Source organism: Acidimicrobiia bacterium (assembly GCA_018057765.1).
GTDB lineage: Bacteria > Actinomycetota > Acidimicrobiia > IMCC26256 > JAGPDB01 > JAGPDB01.
Map to the genome: position 1 here is coordinate 1 of JAGPDB010000015.1, position 15,509 is coordinate 15,509.

Sequence of the window (15,509 nt, forward strand, 5' to 3'; positions counted from 1 at the left end):
CAGATGTCGGTGCTGGAACATCGCCAACAATAAGTGTTGTTGGAACAGACACAGCAGGTACAATCACTCTTACAACTGGTGGCACGCCAAGCGTATCAGCAGATGTGTTAACACTGACATTTGCAAATGCATATTCAAGTATTCCGCAAGTTGTCTTCTCACCGACCAATAGTAATGCGGCATCGTTGAGCGCAGGAGCTGCAATCTTCGCAACTCCGGCAACGAATACTTTCAAATTCACAACGGGAACCACAGGGCTAAGTGCTGCGACAGAATATAAATGGACATATCACGTTATCCAATAATTATTTAGTTGAACTATAAACCTGTAAACCTACAATTTTAATTGTCGATAAAATGCTGGTAACGTAAAATGTTCGTTTTTCATGACTTCCAAGTAAAACAGACATAATGTAGTTAAGAGGTTTTATTATGGCATCATCATTAGACGATATACGTGACTTTGTACGTGAACGTGTACAGGGTAGAAAAGTAATATTAACAGGTGACGGCGCATCATCTTTTCAAGCGAAAATTGAACAGTTTAGAACAATGGGTGCAGGTCCATTCTTGGCTATCACATTAAAAACTCCAATAAATGACGAAATTAATTTAGGTGACGACGTAACAAGAATTGATGTTGAATTAGAAATTGATCCTGAAATTTTTACTAATGAAGCATCCTGGATCGAACTATTCGAAAACCCACCAGAATATATTCAAAAAGCTGTTGATGATTTTGACCCAGATAAAACAGCATTCTTTACAATATTTAGATTCCGAACATCTACACATGCTTTTGGTAGAAAAATTGATGCAGCAAGAAAATCCGATTGGGTACAATTAGAAGACAAAACTTTTATCGACGGTTTTTTTGCACAACATGAAATTCCAGCACCAAGTTCAACAATTGTTGATGCAGAATATGATTCAATGGCGCAAGCATCAAAAATGATGAATCAAGGCGATGGAACAGTATGGTCTGGCGACTCTACAAAGGGTTTGAGTTCGCGAGGAAATATGGTGCGATGGATGCGACCAGATGCAGAAGAACAAGATTTAGATCACTTTGTTGAAAAATTTTCAAGCGCTTGTGAATCAATCCGAATTGCACAATTTATTGAAGGTCGACCATGTTCAATTCACGGATTTGTTTTTGATAATGGTGTAGCAATATTTCGACCCGTTGAACTTTTAGTTTTGCGTGGCGAACATGGAAAATTTTGGTTTGCTGGTACAAATACATATTGGCAACCATCAATTGAACTGCGTGTTGAAATGAGATCCGTAGCGCGACTTGTTGGAGATGCTCTTAGAAGTGAATATAATTATCGGGGCGCTTTTTGTTGTGATGGAATAGCTGGAAAAAATGGTTATGTCATTAATGAATTAAATACTCGAATAGGTGACGGCCTTGGTTATGTTGCAAATGCGTTACCTGATTTTCCATTAGAAATTATGCAAGATTTAGCGTTGGCTGGTCAATTAGAAGATATTCCAGATGAGTTTATAGGTGCGGTTGAAGATACTGTTTTAGCTGCTGGCGATGCAGTTCCGTGGGCAAAAATTCGTGTTTACCAAGCGGGGGATTTTGAAAAAGACGAAGAGATGGAATTGTATGCTTCGTTTAATGAAGAGGATGAAATGCACCTAGAAGGTGAAGCAGACCTTAATCGTTATACTAAGGCTGTAGTAAAAATCGATGATGCCAAAGCGCTAGAAAATTTTGGAAAAGTTAGGGTACTTCCTGGTTCAAATTATGGAATGATCATTTTTGATCTTAATGAAGATACAGTTCCTTCAGGCCCGTCTTTGGCAAAACATGTTGGCTCAGCGCTAAGAAGATGTGCTGAAGAATTTGGCGCAGATACAACAGGTATTTCAACAGCTAAAGATGTGTACGGTCAAGAAAATTAAATCTTTATTTTCAACAACTTCAATCAATTTATATATTCGATAAGGTTAACTAACGAGGTGATATTGTTGAAGGTACAAAGCTAGTTGAATCATCTGCCATACATCCGATTTGAGTTTTTGTAGGAAAGTTGATGATCATACCTATTGGCGTTGTACCTTGCCATCTTCTATTAGCAAGTGCTGGAGATGGTGGTTCTTCTGAAACTAGTGGTTCTTCTCCATATGTAGATGTAATTGGATCCCAAATCCTATCGGTTCCATGTCTATACCCTTTGATTCCATCATCCCAATATTGTCTTAGTAAATCTGGGTCGTTCGTTGTTAGATCTACAACTTCGCTGCCAAAACGGTATTCATACAATTTTATTTGGTGCCCATTAGGTTGAATTTCAATAACTTCTTTGCCAGCAATTTCAATTTCTGGTTCTGAAAGTCTACAAACCTTTCCGTTAGGAGATAGCTCAACAACAACACTAACTGTTGTAGTCCTAGAGGTTGTGTGACTCGCTGACTTACCAATATCTTTAAATTTATATCCATCTTCTTGTGTGCGATCTCCTACTACAGAGAGTTGGTATTCAGAAGAATAGTCTTTATCATATCCAGGAGTTCTTTCTAACTTGCCAACTACAGCGTTTCCTGTCTGAGGGAATTCATGTGCTAACTCGACACGTGTTGCAGGATGAACAAAGTCTTTAAATGACTGCCATACATCGGGTACCCAAGAAAAAGTCAGAACAGCAGCTGTAAAAAGCGCCGCACCAAGCATGAAGCCGCCACCATCACTGGCTGCATCACCATAAGTATTAAAAGGATTGGGCATATATCTCGATCATTAAAGGAACTAGTTTAAGTAATAGATTTTACTTTAAGCATAAATTTAAGTCAATTCTCGACGGGGTGGCTTTATTAGCAATACGATCTGATTATAGATTAAAGTGAAAATATCGATAAATATTTATAAGGTCAAATAACTTATTAAGACAAAAAATCCCGACTCTTAATAAGCCGGGATTGAACATGTTTTATCTATTAATAAGAGTTTAACTTCTTATCTCCGCAACTTTATCTTCAGTTAATACATAAGTAGCAATCAGTCCACCAATTATTGCACCAATAAGTGGGAATACCCAGAAGGCCCAGTTTTGACTTAATGCATCTCCGCCTTTGAACAATGCAACACCAAATGAACGAGCAGGGTTCACTGATGTATTTGAAATAGGTATAGAAATTAAATGTACCAAAGCTAACATTAGACCCACTGCTATACCACCAAAACCAACTGCATAGTCTTTGCGAGTTGTATGAACAACTACAAGAGTAAACAGTGCAGCTAAAACAATCTCCGAAACACCAACAGCAGTAAGTGAAAAACCTCCTGGCGAGCCAACTTGTGTAACTGCGTCTAATTTTCCGTACCCATTAGTTGCAAAACCAACTTCTTTAATGTTCCAGCCTTTAACTCCACTTGCAATAACCTTGATTATCAAAGCTCCGAGCACACCACCAGTAACTTGAGCAACCCAATATATTGGCAATAATGTTGTCTTTGTTTTTTTAGCAATAACCATTGCTAATGTAACTGCAGGATTTATGTGGCATCCTGAGATTGGCCCTATTGTGTAGGCCATACATAAAAGTGTAAGACCAAATGCTATTGCGACGCCTAATACACCAACGCTCAGACCTGCACCTTTAGCGTTAAGTGGAAAGCCGCCTGTAGCTATTACTGCGGTTCCACATCCACCAAGGACGAGGACCAAAGTTCCTATCGCTTCTGCGATAAATATTTTTACTTGATTGTCTTTCATTTCGCCTCTTTCTATATAGTGTTTGACGAGAATAAAAAATGTAGTACAAATTTGACCAAGAAAAGAGTATCTTTGCGTATAAATAGTAAATATATTTATAAAATTCTAAAATTTGCCCTGATTTCAACGTTGGTGTGCATATTTTTAGTTTCCTGTAAGGCACAAAGTTCTCTAGAAGTGTCGATGGATTCGAATAGCGTTAATAGTGGTGAGTTCAAATTAAAGATTGTTTTAGATGATGAAGCAGCTTCAATAATTCGTGGCGATGCTTATAAGCCAATTGATATTAAAACAATTTTTCATTCAAGTGATTTAAAAAAATTAGGTTTTAATGTTTCTCAAAATAAAAACACTATTGAAATAAGTAGAAGTTTTGATTCTGAAACTGAGCTAAAAAAGATACTTAGTGTGATGATTGGATCACAAACTTACGATCTAAGAATAAACAGACAAACTTCCATTCTGAATCAGAAACGATCTATATTGATTGATATAAATTTAAATAAACTTCGAGATATTTATTTGAAAGATGAGAATGTTAAAAAAACATTATCTGATAATGGAGTCGAATTCGCTGATTATGAAAATTTAATAAATAAAGCATTTGATAATTCGACTTTGCACATAAAAATAAAAGATGAATTAATTAATAAAAGTACTGAAAAAGAGATCTCAGGTAAATCTACTAAATTAGAAAAAGTTTCATTAACAGGAGAAAAAACTAGAGCAGCCTTCATCATTGGTAATATGGGTGCTTTGTTAGCTTTGGCCTTGGCAATTTTCTTAGCTTATCGTAAATGGCACAGCCCTAGGTTAATATCAAGTCATGGGTAAATTGAAAACTGTATATGAATGCCAAACTTGCGCAAGTCAATTTCCGAAATGGCTTGGGCGTTGTAGTGAATGTGGTGCATGGGGAACTCTTGTAGAATCCATTATTGACCCTTCGTATTCTCTTGTCGAAGGTGCATCTAGCCAAACTACAAACAGCCATAATTTAGATTCATTACTAGGAAATGAAAAAAGCAAAGTAGCAAATCTACAAGAAATAGATCCTATCTCTGCAATACCTATGCCAACTGGTATAGAAGAATTTGATCACGTATTGGGTGGCGGTTTGGTAGCTGGTTCAGTAACTCTAATTGGAGGCGAACCAGGAATTGGTAAATCAACATTAGTTATGCAAATTTTAGGATCACTTGCTGAAAGAAATATAGGTTCACTTTATGCGAGTGCTGAAGAATCATCTTCACAAATAAGGTCTCGCGCATCAAGACTGAATATAGCGTCACAAAATGTTGGAGTTGTTGCAACTGGAAAAATAGAAGAAATTATTGCACACGCTAATAAAGAAAAATATTCAGTGCTCGTTGTCGACTCTATCCATACTGTGTCATGTGCAGATATATCATCATCAGCAGGAACAGTCTCACAAGTTCGAGAATGCGCACATCGCCTAACTGAGTTTGCAAAGCGCACTGGAGTGACAGTCATTTTGGTAGGCCAAGTTACAAAAGAAGGTACCTTAGCCGGACCTCGTGTTCTAGAACATGTAGTTGATACAGTGCTTAGTTTTGAAGGTGACGACCATGCCTTAGTGAGAACATTAAGAGTTACAAAGCATCGATTTGGAAATACTGATGAGCTTGGTTTATTCGATATGACTTCAACTGGTCTAATTGCTTTAGATTCAGATTCAGCATTGATGACAAATGTAGGTGGTGCTCGTCCAAGTGGTTTAGTTGTTGGTGCTGCCGTCGATGGTTCACGGCCTTTTCTTATTGAAGTGCAAGCTTTAGTCGATGTTACGTCTAATCCAAATCCTCGCCGTATTGTACAAGGATTTGAAACTTCGCGATTAAATTCATTACTAGCGGTTTTAAGTAAACGCTGTGGTATAAATCTATCCTTCCACGATGTTTATGTTTCGCTCTCTGGTGGAATACGAATTAAAGACCCAGGCTTGGACTTAGCAATTTGTGTTGCTATTGCTAGCGCATTAAAAGAAGTCCCCGTTACTAAAGATTTTGTTTTTGCTGGAGAAATAGGTTTATCTGGGGAAGTTCGATCAAGCCCGCATAGCTCACGACGCATACGTGAAGCTGATAGACGTAGATATAAAAATATATTTTTAAACTTAGCTAAAACCGATGTGAAATCTTTAGACCTAGAACAAATAGAAATAAAAAATGAAGTAATGCTAAAGACGGTTATTGATTTAGTAGGAATTTAATGTTAGAAAATTTCGATGTAATAGATTTTCTGCCAAAAAATGAATTTTTAGAAACACAAGTTGAATGTGACCATCTAGTTTTAGGATCAGGTACAGAAATTTCAGTAGCCTTTCCCGAGTCTGTTCATGGCTTAGGCCTAGTACTTCATCCAGATATTATTGGTTTAAGCCCATTGGTTGATGACACTATATTTCAAATCGCAGCAAGGGGTATACCAACTATTGCAATTGAACCATTTACAAAGTTACAAAATATTGTAAAGCTATCACGTGAAGAAAAACTGCAACGCATATGTGAACTTGACGACGTCGAACAATGTGGTGATTTGCTTGGTGCAGCACAAATATTGAAATCAAAACATGGATGTACAAAAGTTGCACTAATAGGTTTTTGTATTGGGGGTATGTATGCTTTCAAATGTGCTGGTACTGGAATTTTTGATGCTGTAGTATCTTGTTATGGGATGATTAACCTTCCAGAACATTGGAAGAGTGAAACTCAACGCGAACCGTTAGATTACCTGTCAATGGATACTGCCTCACCAGTTTTAGCAATAATTGGTGGTCAAGATAAAGAGTACGCAAAAATCAATGATGTAAATAAGCTAATTAAATTATTTGAAGACGAACATCACACAAATTTAGGATCTGAAATTAAAATTTTTGATAATGCTGGCCATGCATTTATGCATAACCCAAGTCGTTCTGAGTATAGACAAGCTGATGCTAAATTAGCTTGGAAAATTGCCTTCGACTTCATTAGTGAGAAAACAAGTCTCCGAATTTAAAATTTCTCTCAAATAAGGTACAATATAAGACTATTATATTCGCAAATGATACGAAAAGGAACAAAATGAGTTTTAATGTTGGCGATAAAGTCGTTTATCCTCACCACGGTGCTGCAATTGTCGAAAAACGTGAGAAAATCAAAATAGAAACTGACGGTAAAGTAAAAAATGTTGATTATTTGTTAATGCGAGTAGCTTATACAGATCTTGTGGTTAGGGTGCCTGCAGAAAAAGTTGATGAGATTGGAATTCGAGACGTAATTAACCCTAGCGAAGTAGAAGAAGTTTTCGCTGTGATTATGAAAACAGATGCTCGTACACCATCAAACTGGTCAAGAAGATTTAAAAACCATATCGAAAAATTAAAAAGTGGTGATATCTATCAGGTGGCAGAAGTCGTAAGAAACCTATCCTCTAGAGATGGTGATAAAGGGTTAAGTGCTGGTGAGAAGAGAATGCTCAGCCAAGCAAGGAATATACTTACTTCGGAGCTTAGTTATGCACTCGACCTTGATCGTGAACAAGCTGATGATACACTAAACCGTGTTTTGCGACTTGAAGATGTATCTGACATTATTGCAACAAAGAAAAAGAATGCTCGTGCGGAAAAGAAAGTAAAAGCTGAAAAGGCTGCTGCAAAAGCTGCGAAGAGTTCAGTAAAAGCAAAAACTAAACCAGCTGCAAAAAAAGCTACTACTACTACTAAAAAGGCAGTTGCTAAAAAAGCCACAAATAAATAAACGCCAAACTGTAAGGCCTGTCCTTACATGGATAGTTATACACAATTAAAGGATTTCATGTCCAATAAAATGTTTACAATTGTTGTCGCAGGCGGTTCATCAGCAAGATTTGGTGCTGACAAACTTTTTCAAATTTTAGATACAGAAACTGTTTTAGATCGAAGTGTAAGAATTGCAAGCGAGTCTAGTGACGGTGTAATTGTTGTTATTGATCCCGACAAATATTGCAATGAAAATATTTTTGCAGTCGTCAAAGGCGGTGCCACCAGGTCTGAATCTGTTCGCAACGGATTAAATGCCGTTCCAAAGGATGTCGAAATCGTTGCCATTCATGATGCTGCTCGACCAATGGTAACAAAAAAACTTTTTGAACATGGTAGAAAGCTAATAGAACAAGGCCGATACGGTGTGATTCCTGGAATTGCTGTGACCGACACTATTAAATCGGTTAAAAGAAACAGTGAAGTTATTGAAACAACTCATGCACGTGTAAATATTCGAGCTGTTCAAACACCACAAATATTTAATGCGCAAGCATTACGCAAAGCTTATGAGAATAGTTCTGTAGAAACAGATGATGGAGCACTTTTGGAAAAAGCGGGTTATGAAGTAGTTATTTTTGACGGTGAAGAATCGAATAGAAAAATTACCACTATATTAGATCTAAACATCGTTCGCAATGAATTGTCAGGTAGCGCTTTATCGACAACAATTCGAATAGGTACAGGATACGATATACACCCTTTTTCAAAAGACAAAAATAAAAAATTAATTTTAGGTGGTATTGAAATTGATCATATTGGACTTGAAGGCCACAGTGATTCAGATGCAGTTGCACATTCAATAACAGATTCGTTGCTAAGCGCAATAGGAGCGCCAGATTTAGGAACATTATTTCCCGCAAATAAAAAAGAGAATAAAGATGCGGATTCATTTAAGTTTTTAGATTCTGCAATACAACTTGTTGCTGATCAAGGTTATGAGATAAACAATATTTCAATAATAATAAATGCACAAGAACCGAAATTGTCTAACTATCTTGAAGCAATGAAAGAAAAAATCTCAATTTCGATTAAGTCTATTTCTAACAAGAATACTCAAATATCGATCACTCCAAAACATGGTGAGGGCATTGGTGAGATCGGTAGGGCAGAAGCAATCGCTGTTTATTCAACTATTCTGCTTAACAAAATAGGTATAAAATAATGAAGAAAATACTTTTAACAGGATCAAGTGGATATTTAGGATCTAAATTCATTGAACTTTATGGAACAAAATATGAAATACTAGGTCTTAGCAGGTCTAATGAGGTTCACCGGGTTGATTTACTCGATAGTGAATGCGTAATAAAAATATCAGCCGATTTCAAACCTGATTTTATTCTGCACACAGCAGCTATGGTCGGAAGAGATAAAGGACTTGAACAAATATTTGATAATCATGTAGGAATAATGAAAACTCTAATTGAGTGTGCAAAACAATCTGGTGCAAAATTCATATTCACTTCATCAGAATCACTTTATGGAGGTAAAGAAAATACTGGTGGCTATATGGAAAATGATTTGCCTAGGCCTCGCCATAAATATGGTGAATCTAAGTATGAATGCGAAAGACTATTACAAGAATCAGGTATCACTTATTTAATAACCAGAAGTGGAAGGTTTGTTGGATTTAATAAAAATTATGACCGTGAGAAACAATTTCCAGATACATTAAAAGTATTATTGCAAGGTTTGCCGGTGAAGCTTGACGCGGAAAAGCTGTTTAGTTATACATTGATAGATCATTTAGCTGATGCGATTTCGAATTTTGTCGATTATGATTCACAAAATAATAGATTATTAAACGTCGCTGCTATACAAGGGTCTACTTATTTTGATCTAATATCGAAAATAGCAAAAGCTTTAGATATCGATTCAGTTTTAGTACAACCAGGTGGTTCTGAAGAAAACTGGTTGCCTAATTCAACTATCGACACATCGCTATCAGCGAGGTTGGGCTATCCTACGATTACGCTCAGCGAGCTAGTCAAGATAATTGCTCAAGACTATCTAGAATAATCGCTATTGACTTAAACATTTAGTTGAAAAATAATATTTCCACAAATCAATACTACGATGAGGAATTTATAAGAAAGTGTTAGACTAATCAGCTCTATGGCCGAATTATTACCCGAAAATACACAAGTAACGTTTTATGATACAAAACTAAGAAAAAATGTAGACTTTAAACCACGTGATGAAGGAAAAGTTTCAATTTATCAATGTGGTCCAACAGTATATGATGATCCTCATTTAGGACACGGAAGAACAGCTTTTACATATGATCTAATAAGAAGATTTTTTAGATATATCGGATACGAAGTAACACTAGCAAGAAATATTACTGATATCGAAGATAAAATTATTGCAAAAGCACAACAAGAAAATGTTGAAGAATCGGTTATAACAAAAAGATACGAACAAACTTATTTAGAGCAACTCGATTCATTAGGTATTGAGCGTCCAGAATTTGATCCTCATGCAACTGAATATGTTCCCCAAATGGTGGAACTTATTAAAAAACTTATAGAAAAAGATTTTGCTTATGAGACGTCTACAAGTATTTATTTCTCTGTAACTGATTATAAAGAATACGGATCGCTAAGCCATAGAACTCTTGATGACTTAATTGAATCTGCTGGTAGTCGAATTGATGTAGACGAAGAAAAAAAATCTCCTTTAGATTTTGCGCTTTGGAAAAAAGTGAAACAAGACGGACCTTCGTGGCCTTCACCATGGGGAGACGGCAGGCCAGGATGGCATACTGAATGCGTTGCAATGAGTATTGGTATTCTTGGACAAGGTTTTGATATCCATGGCGGAGGTACAGACCTAGTATTCCCTCATCATGAAAACGAAATCGCACAAAGTTGCGGTGTTGGTGATGTATTTGCTAAATATTGGATACATAGTGCAATGTTAAATATTAATGGTGAGAAAATGAGCAAGTCGTTAAATAATTTTATTACGCTTAAAGATGCCATCAGTCAACACGGCCCACGTGCGCTTAGGTTATTGATGATTCAAACACATTATCGTTCCCAAATAGAAGTTAGCGATGAATCTCTAGGTGCTGCCTCAGCAGCTATGGATAGGCTCGATTCATTTTACCGTCGTTTTAATCGTGAACTAGATGTTGACTCAAGTGCACAAATAGATGAATTAATCCAAAGACGATTTATTAATCTTTTGGCCAACGATTTTAATGCTCCACAAGCATTAGGGCTAGTCTTTGAAGCTTTGAGAGAAGCAAATATCTCATTAGATGAAAAAGAGTATGACAGAGTAAAAGTTTTATTTGTAACTATTGTTGAACTGATGCAAGTACTTGGAATTGATTTAACTGAGCTAGTTAGTACTAAAGCAAATATCGATGAAAACCAAATATTAGATTTAATAGAACAAAGAAAAGTAGCTAGAGAAACAAAAGATTTTTCAAGAGCCGATGAAATTCGTGATGAGTTAATTTCGCATGGTGTAGTTATAGAAGATGGACCGAAAGGGACGACATGGCACGTCGAAACGAAGATAAAGTAATTCGTAATAATAATAAAAAAGCACATTCAAAAATTAAAACACAGAACAAAAAAGCAACTGGACGGGTACGAACTGAACCTGGAAAATCAGGAAGTGCAAGTTCACCACGAACAGGTAGTACCCGAAATGCAGGTGCTAGCACCCGTAATTCTGAACGCAGTGAAGGATCATCATTCAAAGAACCAAACCGTACACTCAAATATGGCTTGGGTGGGGAACATGTTGAGGGTTTCCATGCTGTAGAAGTTTTAATTGAACATGGTAGAAGAAAAGTGACAAGACTTTATGTAGATCGAGAGATTGCAGACAGTCCAGAAATGACTTCATTGATATATAAAGCTGAATTAAAGAATACTCGTGTAACTAGATTATCACGAGAACAATTTATGGGTAGGGCTAGAACAGAATCGCCACAGGGTGTTATTGCATATTGTACAGAAAAAAAACCGATGGAACTTGATGACATGTTATTAAATCCAAAAGCATTTTTAGTTGTTCTCGATTCTCTTACAGATCCAAATAATATTGGTGCAATAATTAGAAGTGCAGAAGTCGCAGGTGCAACAGGTGTCATATTACCTAAACATAGAAGCGGACATTTATCTCCATCAGCAGTAAAAAATGCAGCAGGGGCTGTTGAATTTATGAACTTTGGACTTTGTTCTGGTGTACCATCTTTCCTTATGAAGGCACAAAAAGCTGGTGTTACAACGCTAGGTATGGCAGGTGAATCAAAAGAATCACTATATGACATTAAAGAAAGTGCGGGACCAGTAATTGTAATAATAGGGTCAGAAGGTAAAGGACTTTCTCAACTAGTACGTAAGCGTTGTGATCATCTATTGAAAATAGATCAATACGGCAATACGGAATCATTAAATGCTTCTGCAGCTGCAGCTGTTACTTTGATGCATTTGGCGCATTTACGAAATTAATTTAGTATTAGTTGAAAAGTTAGCATCTACATAAGGTAGAATCTTTCAGCGTTTCGAAGGTCATGGCTCTTGAAACCAAATGCTGCAAAGCATTTTTTGGGTTAATAATATTAATTCCAAGCCGGATTAGCTCAGTCGGTAGAGCAACTGATTTGTAATCAGTAGGTCGTCGGTTCGATTCCGACATCCGGCTCATGCGTTGTTTGTTGCACTTCGAGCTACTAATGTAATATTCGTACATTTATTAAGGGGACAAATGAATAATTCGAATAAGGGAAATCAAAACTCTAATTTTAAATCTAGTCCCTCACCGTCAACCAAAATGCTAGCTTTGGTTACAATAGCTATAATCGTAGGATTTATTTTTGTTTGGATTGTTAATAACAATTCGAAATCTAATTTAGATAATTCAACTACAAAGGCTCAAACTGTAAATACTAAAGCTAAAACAAATTCAAAAGCCTCTAAATCTAAATCCAAAACAACAACAACAACGACAACAACAGTCGTCTCAAATACCCAAAAACCTTCATCGGTTTCAGTATTAGTTTTAAATGGTTCCCAATTTGGAGGCGTTGCTGCAAATACAGCAACTGAAATAGGAAAACTAGGATATAAAGTTTTGGCTTCAGGTGATGATAGCTCAAAAGATGTTGGAACTTTTGTCTATTACAAAACAGGATTTGAACCAGATGCAACGAATATTGCAAAAAATATTATGCCAGGAATTTTAAAGGTATTACAAATTCCTCAGAAGATTACTATTGAGCAATTTCCATCAAGCACTCCATCGCAATGGGCTGTCTCGGAACTGCTTAATGCAAATGTAGTTGTTATTGTAGGAAATGTTTCATAGTATTTAAATACTAATTATTGATAATAAAATCAATTGCTTGTTCAAAACCTTCATTGTGAGAACCATCTAGCACAATCACATTTTCGTGATTATCAGCGTACTCTTTACTATTTATATCTGATTTAATTCCGTTGCTTGGCACATATACAGTGTTTACTGCTGGTGAGCAGACCAAGTCTGCATAGCCGTCGCCAATCATAAAACAGTCTTGTTTTTTTAAGTCTCGAAGTTTTTGATCAAATTCAATTCCACTTTTTTTTGTTACACCTATAGGAGCAAGATGATAAATTAATACATTTTCTACTCCGGGCATTGATCTTCTAAACATCCCATGTCCATTGCCATATATTTCTAAATACGGCCATTGGTCTTTAAGTAGTTCATTAGCTTTTTGTTCGTCAATATTACCTCTAAGCATGGTTGTTCCATATTGGCCACGATTGAATTCTTCATGTAATTCAATCTGATCAGGAAATTTCTCAATTAAGAAAATACTAGCTTCAACAACTTTTTTATGAAATTCTTCGTGGGTTGTATTATTGAAATCAAAATATTTTATTGCCTCACCAAAATTTAAACTCACTTCGTCTTGTGTTTTTATAACACATCCTGCTTCTGCTATAAATTTATTAAGCCCAAGTACCCTTGCAAAATCTGCTGTTCTATAGATATCTCTTCCGGTTGCAATTATGATCTCGCAGTTATTATCATGAGCTTTGTTAATACCGTCAATAGAGGATGTTGATAATTCACCCAAATGGTTGTGAAGTAAGGATCCATTTTTACCTACTAGAGTGCCATCTAGATCTACATATATAGTTTTTTTAGTTTTATCAAGATTTTTAGCCATAATTTAAGTATTCTAATCGATTATTTTTTGACGTCATAAATATAGAAGTTGAGCTTATTGATTCGCAATATTCGCGATATTCGCTTCATTCGCTAAGTTCGTTTTTGATTTCGATTTATTAGTAAATAATTGTATTTAACCTGGTTATAAGAACTTTTCACTAGTAATATTACCAATTTTGTGTTCTAATATAAGTACATATTCGCTACATTAACAAGATATCATATCTTTGTTTAGCTGTAGCGAATATTAGGTTTAAAATATGGATTGGTCTCTGGTGTATAAATGAAAGATAAAATATTTTCTCGACATAAGAAATATTTTCTAGCAATACTTATTACTTCACTGTCTTCATTCCCAGTTTTTGCAACTCCAAGCTCTGCAAATGTTAAGAATTGTGAAACGGTACCAGGTGGTATAACGTGTGGCGGAAATATTGGAGGTAATCCAGGTACACATTCAGGTACAGGTGGAGGTGGAAGTGGATATTGGAACGGCCATACTGCTCAGCTAAATGGATATATGCCTATTCAAAATCCATCAGTTACTGAATGTCCGAATCCTGACAGAGGCCTATTTCCAGGTATAGGTTATTCGACCAGCACACCAGGTCCATATTATGAACATTATCAAGTGGCTATAGATCGAAATACTGGCGAAGCACTTGGTGGAGCACCTGGTACAAAATTTTGGGATACATCTTGGAATCTAGATACATATAATCGTTCTGATGGTTCTGGTGTTAATCGTGCAGATGTGCCACCGGGACATGATCCATCTCTCAATGATCAATGGCATGGTTGGGCAGGTAAGAATTGGTGGCTATTTAGTAGAAGCAAACTTATTGTTGAATGTCTGCCACTAACTGGATCAGTCCCTCAGGATGTATTGCTTCAACAACTTCCACCAACAATTACCTTTGGAGATGAACTAGCAACTCTTAGTGATAAAACAATTGAACTCAAACAAAAAACAGTTGGTATGAAGAGTCTAAAAGTGACTTTTGAGGTGACTCCTCAATCATTACAAAGTGCAGCCGATATAAATTTTGATTTCGAGAAATATAATATTTCAGTAATTCGTTTCTTAAAAGATGGTACAGGAGAATGGGTAGTTGAATCATGGAAACTGTCAGATGCTCCCGACTGTCCTATAAAATTTAAAAAAATAAGTCGAAAAGATAAAAAAGATCCAAAACAAACATATGCCATGAAGATTTACAAAAAAGGCAGATATTTAATTGTTGCGCAAGCTTTGTTTACTGGAACAGTAATAATAAATGGGAACCCTGTCTCGCAATCTAATCTACCTGCAACTTCAGTATCTAATCCGTTTAATGCTATTGGTCTAAAATCAATTCTACGTGCTAGATCATTAAAATAATCTAACACTAATTAACAGGGATTATTTTTCCATCCGGAGAGTGGGTAGGAAAACCGAGTACTTCAGCGAGTTTCTTTTCTACTTTTTCGCTGATTGCATGTTCGAGTCGATCAGCCTCTTTATGAGCATCATTTTTGTCTAAACCAATATAACTTACAAGTAAACATTCTGCCAAGCGATGACGTCTAACTATACCCACTGCTATTTTATGGCCTGATTTAGTTAATGAAATAATGTTCTTTTCATTTATTTTAACGAGTTTCTGGCTCTCCATGCGATTTATATGCTCACTAACAGATGGAGCAGATATATTTAAGCGACGTGCAATACGAGCACGTATAACAGCTACGCCTTCTTCGTCAATTTCATAGATTGCCATTAAGTAATGTTCATTAGAGTCATGTAGATCTGCCATGTC

General features: G+C 36.2%; 16 protein-coding genes and 1 tRNA gene. 13 read left to right on the forward strand and 4 right to left on the reverse strand.

Annotated features, from left to right (window positions below; genetic code table 11):
* Both KBF89_05865 and KBF89_05870 read left to right on the forward strand, forming a co-directional pair.
* A partial coding sequence (locus tag KBF89_05865; GenBank protein ID MBP9115856.1) for a hypothetical protein occupies positions 1–305 on the forward strand: 305 nt, incomplete at its 5' end.
* A gap of 127 nt (positions 306–432) precedes the next feature.
* On the forward strand, positions 433–1,917 hold the full coding sequence (locus KBF89_05870) for a hypothetical protein (GenBank protein MBP9115857.1): 1,485 nt from the start codon (positions 433–435) through the stop codon (positions 1,915–1,917).
* A 49-nt stretch (positions 1,918–1,966) separates the two neighbouring features.
* Here the strand turns inward: KBF89_05870 and KBF89_05875 are convergent, their stop codons facing one another.
* Complete coding sequence (locus tag KBF89_05875) at positions 1,967–2,740, reverse strand: hypothetical protein (protein MBP9115858.1); 774 nt, start codon at positions 2,738–2,740, stop codon at positions 1,967–1,969.
* 220 nt (positions 2,741–2,960) lie between these two features.
* Complete coding sequence (locus KBF89_05880; protein ID MBP9115859.1) at positions 2,961–3,728, reverse strand: aquaporin; 768 nt, start codon at positions 3,726–3,728, stop codon at positions 2,961–2,963.
* 183 nt (positions 3,729–3,911) lie between these two features.
* On the opposite strand from KBF89_05880, the gene KBF89_05885 reads away from it, so the two are divergent.
* The 10 genes from KBF89_05885 (at position 3,912) to KBF89_05930 (ending at position 12,858) form a co-directional block, all read left to right on the forward strand.
* Positions 3,912–4,562, forward strand: coding sequence for a hypothetical protein (locus KBF89_05885; protein MBP9115860.1), 651 nt, complete (start codon positions 3,912–3,914; stop codon positions 4,560–4,562).
* Complete coding sequence (gene radA, locus KBF89_05890) at positions 4,555–5,961, forward strand: DNA repair protein RadA (protein MBP9115861.1); 1,407 nt, start codon at positions 4,555–4,557, stop codon at positions 5,959–5,961. Before KBF89_05885 ends, radA begins: the two co-directional genes overlap by 8 nt.
* On the forward strand, positions 5,961–6,749 hold the full coding sequence (locus KBF89_05895; GenBank protein MBP9115862.1) for a dienelactone hydrolase family protein: 789 nt from the start codon (positions 5,961–5,963) through the stop codon (positions 6,747–6,749). Before radA ends, KBF89_05895 begins: the two co-directional genes overlap by 1 nt.
* 65 nt (positions 6,750–6,814) lie before the next feature.
* A complete protein-coding gene (locus KBF89_05900) occupies positions 6,815–7,489 on the forward strand; it encodes a CarD family transcriptional regulator (GenBank protein ID MBP9115863.1) in 675 nt (224 codons plus the stop codon).
* Positions 7,490–7,546: 57 nt separating this feature from the next.
* Positions 7,547–8,695, forward strand: coding sequence for a 2-C-methyl-D-erythritol 2,4-cyclodiphosphate synthase (gene ispF, locus KBF89_05905; protein MBP9115864.1), 1,149 nt, complete (start codon positions 7,547–7,549; stop codon positions 8,693–8,695).
* Complete coding sequence (locus KBF89_05910) at positions 8,695–9,549, forward strand: NAD-dependent epimerase/dehydratase family protein (protein MBP9115865.1); 855 nt, start codon at positions 8,695–8,697, stop codon at positions 9,547–9,549. Before ispF ends, KBF89_05910 begins: the two co-directional genes overlap by 1 nt.
* A 96-nt stretch (positions 9,550–9,645) precedes the next feature.
* On the forward strand, positions 9,646–11,067 hold the full coding sequence (cysS, locus tag KBF89_05915) for a cysteine--tRNA ligase (protein MBP9115866.1): 1,422 nt from the start codon (positions 9,646–9,648) through the stop codon (positions 11,065–11,067).
* Positions 11,040–12,002 carry an RNA methyltransferase gene (locus KBF89_05920; protein ID MBP9115867.1) on the forward strand — a complete coding sequence of 321 codons (963 nt, stop codon included), beginning with the start codon at positions 11,040–11,042 and terminating at the stop codon, positions 12,000–12,002. The genes cysS and KBF89_05920 overlap by 28 nt, the downstream gene beginning before the upstream one ends.
* Before the next feature lie 120 nt (positions 12,003–12,122).
* A tRNA-Thr gene (locus KBF89_05925) sits at positions 12,123–12,195 on the forward strand.
* A gap of 63 nt (positions 12,196–12,258) precedes the next feature.
* Positions 12,259–12,858, forward strand: coding sequence for a LytR C-terminal domain-containing protein (locus KBF89_05930; protein ID MBP9115868.1), 600 nt, complete (start codon positions 12,259–12,261; stop codon positions 12,856–12,858).
* A 10-nt stretch (positions 12,859–12,868) separates the two neighbouring features.
* Here KBF89_05930 and KBF89_05935 read toward each other — a convergent pair whose 3' ends face one another.
* Positions 12,869–13,708: an HAD family phosphatase gene (locus tag KBF89_05935; GenBank protein ID MBP9115869.1), complete on the reverse strand. Its 840-nt coding sequence runs from the start codon at positions 13,706–13,708 to the stop codon at positions 12,869–12,871.
* A gap of 285 nt (positions 13,709–13,993) precedes the next feature.
* Here KBF89_05935 and KBF89_05940 point away from each other — a divergent pair, with 285 nt between their 5' ends.
* Entirely contained in the window at positions 13,994–15,091 is a 1,098-nt protein-coding gene (locus tag KBF89_05940; protein ID MBP9115870.1) for a hypothetical protein, read from the forward strand.
* Between the two features lie 7 nt (positions 15,092–15,098).
* On the opposite strand, the gene KBF89_05945 is transcribed toward KBF89_05940, so the two are convergent.
* A complete protein-coding gene (locus KBF89_05945; GenBank protein ID MBP9115871.1) occupies positions 15,099–15,506 on the reverse strand; it encodes a metal-dependent transcriptional regulator in 408 nt (135 codons plus the stop codon).
* Positions 15,507–15,509: the final 3 nt, after the last annotated feature.